Origin of the sequence: Trichocoleus sp. FACHB-591, from assembly GCF_014695845.1 — a bacterium.
In the GTDB taxonomy this organism is placed as follows: domain Bacteria; phylum Cyanobacteriota; class Cyanobacteriia; order FACHB-46; family FACHB-46; genus Trichocoleus.
On sequence record NZ_JACJPA010000059.1, the window covers coordinates 1 to 7,023 of the forward strand.

Consider the following 7,023-nt stretch of genomic DNA (forward strand, 5'->3'; position numbering starts at 1 on the left):
GTTGGTTATGAAAGCCCTTCACAGTTCAGCCGTGAATATTCTCGCCTGTTTGGTGCGCCGCCGATTAAAGACATTGAACGTTTACGCATCACCTAAACATGGCGTTGCTGAAACAGTAATGAACGAAGTTAAGCTGGCAGCAGCACCATTCGATACCTCAAAGAGTGGAGCAGCGAGTGTTCTCTCCCTCCCCCCGAGTCATAGAGGTTTTGCTGAGGGTCTGGTCCTCTACCTCAATGAATCTGGGATAGACCTTCCAGCCATCTGTAACAAACTAAGAGAGCGATCGCTGCCTTGCCTACTCCCCCTTTCATCCATTTATAGAAAAGTTTGAAACAGGCTCAATCTACCTGTACTACAACGAGCTGGACTAATTTTGGCCTAAAAAATGCAAAAACACCCATGCTACAAGCGCAATTCCGGGTGTTTTTAGAACATGAAAACAATGAAAACGGTTGAATAGCCCCGTGAGTGGATCTCGAATACTCTGGTTCTTCAACGTTTCCCGCAGCTTCAAATTGGCGAGAGCTCATCGAAAGATGCATATTCTTCCAGCCCAGAGGTCCGTCACTTTTGCGTCTGCTCCAGTACCATCTAGAATTCCGAAGAGATTCCCTGCCGAGAACTCGCTGCCAAGTGATGTTTGTTTGACAACAGTGCTATAAGCTTCCTCCAGTTCCGCACGTGTAGAACCGATACCGATATTAGCCATTGTCGTATACGTCTTAGCTGCCTTTAAGCTTTGAGCATTCATATGCCAGCCAACGAAGCGTCCGTCTAAACTAGATAAAATAAGTCCATCTGCCCACGCCGTGGATCCAAGCTCACAATCGGCGCTTGTGCCTTGCTTGGCTGGTTCTCCACGCACCTTACTAACGGCTGCGACTACCTGCTCGTGCTCTGCACCAAATGGGAGTAATCGAGTCGAGCCAGTGTCCTGCTTAACAAGTTGCAAACCCTCTGCGCTCAGCGCCAAGCTAGTGGTACTTTGCTGAGTCGATGGACTGATGCTATCGGAGGTAGAGTCTACTGCCGTTGATGGGACGGGAGTGGTAGGGGAGGTGGAAAAAGTAGAATTGGAAGAGGTTGTCGATTCAGGAGGGGTCGTGGATTCAAGAGGAACCACCGTGTTGCAGCTAACGACGAAGAGCAAAAGGCACGGAATGAGCAGGCGTTGAACCATTGGAAAAGTCATTTGATTTACGGGTTGAGAATACTTTTATTTAGCGATCGCTGCCGTTACTGTATTGGTTTTTAACCTGCCATCTTTCATATACACAATGCGATCGGCAATATCCAGAATTTGATTGTCGTATATCACTAGCAAAACAGTGCAGCCTTGCTGGGGTAAAGGTAGCATAGACACTGTTGGCGAATTATTCATAGTTGAACTACCTATTCCGTCGTTGTTCGACTTACAAAACTCAATGAGTTTCAGCCAGGAAACGACGAAGATTGAATCTCTGTCAGCTCTCACATGCCCACTGTGTAAGGGGTTTCAGTATTAAAGTTGCGAGAATTTGAATAGTTTGTTTCGGATTTTTCCAAATTCTCAAATTCTCACTTATTAAATGATGCGATCACTGCATCCCACGTTTCATCTATCCGCTGCCTGTACTGGATCTTAACGATTGCACAAATGTTTGATACCCGGTGATGGTTTATGGCTTTGTTGCAGTCTCCTAAGCCCTCATAGACAACTCCTAGGTTCACTATAAAAGACAACAGGCGCTCCGCCCAGATGGTCTTTGGTCTCGCGCTCGATGGCTAAGCTTTGTTCGTAATACTCAATGGCTTTGTTACAGTCTCCTAAATCCTCATAGACAACTCCTAGAGCCCCCAAAGCAGATCCCTCAGCTCGGCGGTCTTTGCGATCGCGAGCGAGCGCTAGGCTTTGTTGGTAATAGTCCATAGCTTTGCCGTCGTCTCCCATCTCATGATAAGTGTGACCTAGGCTCCGCAAGAGCTCTACCTCGAATTGGCGGTTTTTGATCTCGCGAGTGATCGCTAAGCTTTGTTCGTAGTACTCAATGGCTTTGTTGTAGTCTGGTCCACTACTGTAAAAACCGGCTAAAGCCCACAAAGCCCATCCCTCGCCTCGGCGGTCTTTGATCTCGCGAGCGAGCGTTAAGCTTTGTTCGTAATATTCAATGGGTTTGTTGTGGTCTCCCCGATAATTAGAGGTAGTAATTAAACCTGCGTAATTGCTACCGAGTTGCCACAAGATCTCTACCTCGGATTGGCGGTCTTTGATCTCGCGAGCGACGGCTAAGCTTTGTTCGTAATATTCAATGGCTACGTTGTAGTTTCCCGAATTACCATAGCCAACCATCCCTAGCCGCATTAAAGCCTTGACCTCGCCTTGACGGTCTTTGGTCTCGCGAGCAATGGCTAAGCTTCTTTGGTAATGGTCAATGCCTTGGTCGTAGATGTCTATATTGGTAGCTAAAATCATGTAGACATCGCCGAGCATCCCCAAGACTCTTCCCTCACCTTGACGGTCTTGAAGTTGACGATAGAACCCTAACGCCTGTTGCCAAGATTGCAGAGCCGCTTCAAGTTGCTTCAGGCCCAATGAGTGTTGCTTCAGGCCCAATGAGTATTGCTGTAGGCCCAATGAGTATTGCTTCAGACCCAAATTCAACAACCGCTCTGCTGCTGTTTTCGCCGCTTGGCTCGTCTGTGCCTGCCCTGGCAACTCAGATAGTGACTTGCTGGGACTCCAACTCACAGACAGAGGTAAAATCAACACTGCCATGACTAGACTCAACAACCCCTGACGAGAAGTCATATCAGTACCCCGATAAAAGCAAAAGTCATTAGCTCACAGACTAGCTCAGCTAGGCTTGTGGAGTCATCCTTTGGCAAAGTCTAACGGTGGTTATTTCCTCAGTGAGCTCAGACTTTAGTAATTCCAATACCCAGTAGCGCCAGCCGCGATCGCCCTTACTTCTGGAAGCGATCGCTCCCCACAATTGAATGAAATTTGACCAACTTTGATCGATACCAAAACTTGATGCTGTTTCAAGCGTTAAAGCAAGATCTACTCAATAATAATGAGTCGGTCTTACATAATTGGGTGGCTGCAATTTCCAACCTTAACGATCGCAAAATTCTTGCAGTTGCAAAAGCTGGTTATCAGTATCTTGTACCTGATCGAGAGTTGAAACTCGAAGGTAGAGAGCACAGGTGGTTTGCTTCATGGAGCAAGGCCATCAAAAAAGGACCGTTTTTTGATAGGGCTCTAACTCAAAACTCCCATCCTGATTTAAGGTTGTTTCAGCCTCGTCAATTTCTACCCGTTTTTTGATAGGCCTTGACGCCTGAGTTCGTCATCAACGATCGCGATCGCTTGGGTTTGGTGGGAGTTAGTACCCACAGCTTTAGAAGCACTACTCTAACCTAGATAAGTAGCACGGAGGAGCATTGCGAGTCATTCAAGAGATTATCTGAGACAAGCGCTTCAACGGCGTGCAGTAGGGGAAAGAGACCTTAATGGCGTCAATTTAATTGGAGGCAACCTAGAAAGAGCAAATCTCGCAGGGGCAAACTTTCCGGATGCTTCGTTTGCGCCTGCGAGATTTGAGTCGGGCACTACTGCCGGATGCTAACTTAGATGGAGGACTTTTCTATTCATTTACTTACTCACACAAACATACCCGCCAGCTATAAATTGCAGAGTAGAGTTAGCAGGACAGTCCTGCTGAGTTATGCTCCCCTCAAGCGGATTAGAAGTTGATTGAACAGCGGGAACTGCACCTTCAGGGGCGAGGGCAGAACTTTCCAGAAAACTCGGTAGAGGAGCGCCACCATTACGCCCAACCGCTGGGAGTTCCAACAAAGCAGTCGTTGCTCTCCCAGAACCGTCATTAGTAACAGAGTTTTGATCCCCCGGATGTCCGTTAGGAATAAACAATTGCGGATGGTCAAAAGGTGCGCTCTGATTGCGAACTCTCGCATCAGTTAGAGCGTTCATGAAAGCCACTAGCGCATCTTTTTCTAGTTCATCCAGCCCCAGGTTCTCGATATCCGGGTCTAAGTTTTGGATATTAGTTTCGTGGAAATCTCCACCTCGATTGTAGAAATCCACTACCTGCCGCAGAGTTAGTTGCCCACCATTATGAAAGTAAGGAGCTGTAAGCGCTATATTCCGCAGTCCGGGTGTTTTAAAGGCTCCATCGACAGCTACTCTTTCAGTCGCACTAATCGGCGGCCTCAAATTGGGATCGTTGAACTTTCCATTCTGAGACAATCGCGACTCTGAAAGCGGGTTTCCAAACGGATCTTTCCCACCCACGCCTAAATCTTCCTGGGTAGGTCTGACACCAATGTTGTAAAAGCCGTTGTCATAAACAGCAACACCGTTATCGCCCATCACCATACGTTCGAGTCGTTCGTTTCGCACGTTTCTGACAGAAGCGTTGGTGAACTCAGCGCCGCCGTGACAATTAACACACTTAGCTTTACCCTCAAATAGCTCTTTACCTAGCTTCTGCTGAGCAGTTAAAGCATTACTATTTCCTTCCATATACTGGTCGAAAGGCGTATTATCGGAAACTAGCGTTGATTCATACAGCTGAATGGAAAGTCCCATAAACAGCGAGAAGTTGTAATCCATCAGCGTAAATTCGTCGGTAGCTAAAGCTCCCTGCGGTTGTTTGAAGATCCGGCTACCATCAGCACCAACTTTGATAACCTGCTGAGAGTTCCACCACTCTGGCTTAAAGGCATCTTGAACCATAGTTTGGTAGTTCTTCTGCTTGAGACCTGGTTTCGGCCAGTTGCTATATTTACCGAGAACGCTGTCTTCAGGATGCACAAGTTGCTTTGCCAGAGGACGTAAGACCTTTAGCTTTTTACCCGTTTCTCTAGGAATCTTCTTGCTCTTGACTCGATTAAACTTCTGACCGATATCGGGGAAAACACGACCACTACCAGATTCCTCAACATCGCTGAGGGGCGGGCCTACCGCCTGTGATGCTAGAGAGGAATTCTTAATGCTGACTTTTACTTGCTGTAGTGAAGACTGTTTTGTGGGTGCTTTATACAGAAAGGCATTTTTGTCCCTCGATCCAAAAGGATTGACGCCGTTAAAATCATTTTGCGCCCTTCCATCCCAGAAGTTGCGGAAGTTGAACACCGCATTAATTGTACTGGGTGCGTTGCGACCTGTTACCTGACGGACGTTGATGCCGTTGACATTGAAAACTGGATCTGGCTGCACCGTTACATTGTCTACAGCGCTACCGGGAATGATGTCGTTGAATTTGGTCAGATCGACACCCTGAGAACCAGTAATGTCGTCATTGTCAGATAGAACGGTCGAGGAGCGATCATCTGGGTTTTGCAGCTTGTGGAATGGGTAATCTTCTGGTTTCAGCGTATAATTAGGCCCAGTTCCTGAACTGAAATTTGTCGATGGTCCTGGGTGGAGCTGATTTTTTGCTCTGTTGTCAACTCCTGCATGGAAGTGGCAACTAGCACAGGACTGGAAACCATCGCTTCCTACCTGCATCTCCCAAAAAAGAGCTTTTCCTAAAGCGATCGCAGCTGTTTTATTCTTAACAAATTGTCCGAGATTATCCGGCTCTGGGATCGGTACACTTTTGAGCGAGGCTAGCGACTGCGGTTGTTCGGGTGGCTCTAGCTGAGCTGCTACGGTATGTCCAGCTAGGACGATAACAGCAGCGATCGCTACCATTACCAAGCTTTTTTTTATTCTCTTTGACAAACTCAAGCCGAGTCGATTAAGTTGAGATCGAAACGCGATCGCCAAGAACGCTACGTCTTTTATTTGTGTTTTCATTTTTCAATTGTCATAAGTTAGATAGTAAATTCAGCAAAGTAATACTCCTCACTATTCTCAAACTTTGACTTTTCCATCCACATAGGATGTATCTATCTTTTTGTCAAATACTTCAGCTTATAGTTGTTAAATATAAACCCAATAATATTTTTTATCGCGCTACTTGAGCCTTCTTAAAACTTGGATGAGCGGAGGGAAGTGAAAGGTCGTGATCAAAACACTAGGATCGCCCGTGGTAAACGTAAACGATGTTAACGAATTAATGTGTCAATGCTTTGCGCGTGTTACCTGAAGAAAATACAAATTAGTTTGGGTAAATGTTGAGGCGGCTGAAGTGAGAGTAGACGGCCACGGTCAAGCCAAAGTTTTAACGCCCACGAGATTGGCAAGTTGTTCAAGGCAATGGAGGGCGATCGCGTCTCTGAGCTTTTGAAGTATTGGCGCTTAGTGAATCAGTCGATTTCTTGGACTAGATCTAATAATTTTCGACGTTGTAGTTCCATGCCAGCACCCTGAATTCCGTCTAATCCCATTTTTGGGAGATTAAGCAGAATAAAAGGCGAAAACAGAGGGAAGAAACGCTGAAGAACTCGGGCTAATTCCCAAAATCAGGCGTATTATACAGAAAACTTTTCGGGCTAATGTCCGACTTGAAGGATTAAGCGGAATTGATGCGGGCTAATCACCTCTATAGGGCATTGAGTTAAACTCAGCGGAGCAGTCACCCACTCCGCTGGTCTGCAGAACCGTGCATGAGACTTGTCGCCTCACACGGCTCCTCAACAACTGGGTGCTTGTCATGCACACCTGAATGAACTTGGTCGTGGCAGTGCTGATGTAATAACGTCAGATTCTCCCATTTATGGTTTTGGTGATTTCTATCCATATGGTGGATTTCCATGAGACCCTCTGACTTGAAATACAATTTGCAGTACGAACATTGCCCGCGTTGTTGCTTCAACAGTTTGGCAATTTGCTTTGGTAGCTCTAGATGCTTTCCCATCCGAGTTGCCCAATAGCTCCAGTCTCCATCAAAAGGACTGCGATTGCCTTGAACCTTGACATGCCGAACAATTGGCGTTTCACCATGCGTACGAAGATGCACTAGTAGTTCGACACACCGATTTTGACAGGTAGAGAGAAGTCAGGGAAACTGGTTGAAAATCAACAATCCCCTCCTCATGCCAGAAAAGTACACGGTCACCCTCACCCCTGAG

General features: G+C 46.6%; 5 protein-coding genes and 2 pseudogenes. 2 read left to right on the plus strand and 5 right to left on the minus strand.

The genetic code is table 11. From position 1 onward, the window contains the following. Positions 1–172: 172 nt before the first annotated feature. From H6F90_RS11685 to H6F90_RS11695, 3 genes and pseudogenes are all read right to left on the minus strand, one after another. Positions 173–274: pseudogene (locus tag H6F90_RS11685) on the minus strand (IS1 family transposase); the annotation flags it as partial. 945 nt (positions 275–1,219) lie between these two features. After that, positions 1,220–1,345: pseudogene (locus H6F90_RS11690) on the minus strand (ABC transporter ATP-binding protein); the annotation flags it as partial. A gap of 345 nt (positions 1,346–1,690) precedes the next feature. After that, positions 1,691–2,791 (minus strand): lipopolysaccharide assembly protein LapB, encoded by a 1,101-nt coding sequence (locus H6F90_RS11695; RefSeq protein ID WP_190552646.1) that lies wholly within the window; start codon positions 2,789–2,791, stop codon positions 1,691–1,693. A 195-nt stretch (positions 2,792–2,986) separates the two neighbouring features. Between H6F90_RS11695 and H6F90_RS11700 the strand changes: the two genes are divergently transcribed. Then, positions 2,987–3,310, plus strand: coding sequence for a hypothetical protein (locus H6F90_RS11700; protein WP_190552647.1), 324 nt, complete (start codon positions 2,987–2,989; stop codon positions 3,308–3,310). 139 nt (positions 3,311–3,449) lie between these two features. Continuing rightward, positions 3,450–3,611, plus strand: a complete 162-nt coding sequence (locus H6F90_RS31500; protein WP_190552650.1) for a pentapeptide repeat-containing protein — start codon at positions 3,450–3,452, stop codon at positions 3,609–3,611. A gap of 26 nt (positions 3,612–3,637) precedes the next feature. Here the strand turns inward: H6F90_RS31500 and H6F90_RS11710 are convergent, their stop codons facing one another. Together H6F90_RS11710 and H6F90_RS31120 are read right to left on the minus strand one after the other, a co-directional pair. After that, on the minus strand, positions 3,638–5,806 hold the full coding sequence (locus H6F90_RS11710) for a cytochrome-c peroxidase (RefSeq protein ID WP_190552648.1): 2,169 nt from the start codon (positions 5,804–5,806) through the stop codon (positions 3,638–3,640). A gap of 721 nt (positions 5,807–6,527) precedes the next feature. Continuing rightward, complete coding sequence (locus H6F90_RS31120) at positions 6,528–6,911, minus strand: HNH endonuclease (RefSeq protein ID WP_190552649.1); 384 nt, start codon at positions 6,909–6,911, stop codon at positions 6,528–6,530. Positions 6,912–7,023 lie beyond the last annotated feature (112 nt).